This is a genomic window from Waterburya sp., from assembly GCF_058530065.1.
In genome coordinates this window covers 1-3,018 of sequence record NZ_JBZNBU010000412.1, presented here as the reverse complement: position 1 = coordinate 3,018, position 3,018 = coordinate 1, and the positions used below count along the sequence as shown (strand labels likewise).

Here is a 3,018-nt window from a genome sequence, read left to right as displayed (position 1 = left end):
TATCCATTCTTTAATTACACTATTATCGCGATCGAGATTATTTATAGCTAATTGATAACAATCTTGATACTGTTCTTGTTGATATTGAGCTTCCAAACGTTCTAGAACAGGAGTAAGATCGATTTTATCGATAGATTCTTGACTATTATTATCTATATTTTTGTCTATATTTTTATCTGGAGCTATTTTTATAGAGTCAGGAGGACTTTCAGATATTCTTGGAGATATTTTTTCTGGTTGGTTAATTAACAAATATCCTCCTACTCCTATCACTGCCATTAAAATAGCAGCAAGACCAGCTCTCAATCCCACTCTCTTAGATGATTCTACTACGATTGGTAATGGTACAGATGGAATAGGATTTGGTTCGGTTTTTGGTACGGTTGGTGATGGTATAGATGTGGTAGAATTTGGTTCGGATTCTACTACAGTTAGTATAGGTTTTTGTTTAGCTTCTTCTACTGTTTTAGAATAACTTTCATCTGAATTACTGCTTGTTATTGCCTTTTTTTCAACATCGTATTTCAGTCTATTTTGCATCGAAAAAGCATTGTTAAAAGCAACTTGCAATTCTCCTATATCTGCAAATCTATCTTGAGGAGATTTTGCCAAACACTTCATAACAATCTTGGCTAATTTGTCATCTATATTTTCACATCCTGGTTGTTCTTTTATCGGTTTTGGAGGAACTCTAATATGACAGGCAATCCAATCTCCTTCAGTGGTACTCAAGTCATCATCTAAATCATAGGGATTTGTTCCACAAATAGCTTCATATAGAATGATACCTAAACTATATATATCGCTTCTTTGGTCAATATTTGCCAATCCTCGGCACTGTTCGGGAGAAGCATAGTGATACGTTCCAATAAATGTCCCTGTCTGAGTTTTAGTGTAATAATTTTGGTTGTCAGAACTAATATTTTTGGCAATTCCAAAGTCAATAATTTTGACAATCTCACCAAAAGCACCACCAGCAATTAAAAAAATGTTATCAGGCTTTAAATCGCGGTGAACAATGCCTTTTTGATGAGCTTCTTTGAGTCCTACACAAACTTGATGAATAATGTTTAAGAGATAATCTAGAGGTAGAGTTTTATTTTCAGTTAATTTATCCTGTAAAGTTTTTCCTGTGAAATACTCCATTACATAAAATGGCGCACCAGAAAAAGGAAGTTCTTCAGGAGTTACACCATAGTCAAAAATTTGGATAATGTTGGGATGCTTGAGACAAGAAATAGCTTGGATTTCTGCCATAAATCTGTTGACTAAATGTTTAGCATTGGCAGCCGAATAAATAGTCATCAATTTAATGGCGACTACCTTATCGGCAAACTTAGTATCTAAAGCTCGATAAACTTTACTCATTCCTCCTTGTCCCAGTAAAGTTTGCAATAGATAGCGATTATTGTCTCCGATGGTTTTTCCTTCTAGAGAGTCTTTTCTGACAAAAGCAGCGCGAGGAGGTTGACTCCCAGTAGGTTCAACTACAGTCTTTTTGGCTTGAGGAGTATTTAAACTCGATTCATCTACCGTTTTTTTGGGATGTAGATTGGATGAATCTGAAGAATTATCGGACATATTCTTAACTAGCTTGATTTGCTAGCAGATATCTTAGGTCACTTCTTTTTCAGATGCTATATATATTATCGACCAAAACCAGCTTGCTAGCTTTTAATTATTGTTGCAATTGAGCAAAACTACGACATTTCTCAACGTAGATTAAATAGAAAAAAACATCTTTGTATTTCAGGAAAATTCAAGTCAATAAATTATAGAAGACTTATGTACTTAAAGTAAAATGAATATAGAGAAGTTATGCACGTCAAGTAAAATTTAGCTGGATGTAACAGAAATTCGGTGCCATAATCTTCGATTTGATGCCTGGTAGTTCACTCTCTATAATTCTCAACCTATCTGCTAGCTAAAAAAAAGAATGCCATAAGCAAGCAATACTACGAGCATAATTCCTGAAATCAAATAATCAGCAACAACCAACATTCTTTTCAGATTGGATTGCTACATATCTTAGGAGGTAGAGACATGACAATTATTGAAGGTTTTTCTGGAGATGACTATCTCATTGGGACTGAAGATTTTGATCAGATTTTTGGCTATATAGGCAATGATACCTTAGATGGCGGTTTGGATAGTGATGACCTCTATGGAGGAGAGGGAGATGACTGGCTCTTTGGTGGGTCGGGAGATGACTTGCTCTATGGCGAGTCGGGAAATGATTTTCTTCATGGCGGATTGGGAGATGATGCTCTCGTTGGCAATTCGGGAAATGACGTCCTCTTTGGCGGGTTGGGAAATGACGAACTTGAAGGCAATTCGGAAAATGACTTTCTTGTTGGTTGGACAGGAGATGACGTGCTTTATGGCGATTCGGGAGATGACGTCCTCGTTGGCTGGACAAGAAATGACGAACTCTTTGGTGGGTCGGGAAATGACTGGCTCTTTGGAGGGTCAGGAAATGACGAACTCAATGGCGATGATGGAGATGACTGGCTCAATGGCGATGATGGAAATGACTGGCTCAATGGCGGGGATGGAAATGATACTTTAACAGGTTCTAATCCTGCTCAACAAAACTCTGGTGCTGGAGAATACGATGTACTAGAAGGATTTCTAGGAGAAGATATTTTTGTTCTGGGAGATTCTGTGAAACCTTACTACCAAGATGCAGGCTTGGTGGACTTTGCTGAGATTACTGATTATTTGCCTGAAGAAGATATAATCCAAGCTCATGGCAGTGCCAGTGATTATTCAATTAGTGCATTTGATAACGGCACACGCATTTTCTATCAAGGAGATTTAATTGCCTTCTTACCTAATTTGAATCCCGCTGACGATTTAGTTATTTCTGATGATTTTGACTTTGTCTAAAAAAGATGGGCATTGTCAATAGGATTAGAGCTATTGAGCTAAGTCAGACATTAATAATTCCTAATTTCTTTAGACTTATGTATAAGGCAAGATCCTAAGCCTTTAGTTTAATCTAGAGTTAACTTTAAG

Annotated in this window: 2 protein-coding genes; one reads left to right on the top strand and one right to left on the bottom strand. The window is 36.8% G+C overall.

The window, feature by feature from the left end; all coding sequences use genetic code 11:
* A partial coding sequence (locus tag AC33VI_RS22960) for a serine/threonine-protein kinase (protein WP_491784584.1) occupies positions 1–1,581 on the bottom strand: 1,581 nt, incomplete at its 3' end.
* 462 nt (positions 1,582–2,043) lie between these two features.
* Here AC33VI_RS22960 and AC33VI_RS22955 point away from each other — a divergent pair.
* Positions 2,044–2,889, top strand: coding sequence for a calcium-binding protein (locus AC33VI_RS22955; protein ID WP_491784583.1), 846 nt, complete (start codon positions 2,044–2,046; stop codon positions 2,887–2,889).
* The last annotated feature ends 129 nt before the right edge of the window (positions 2,890–3,018 follow it).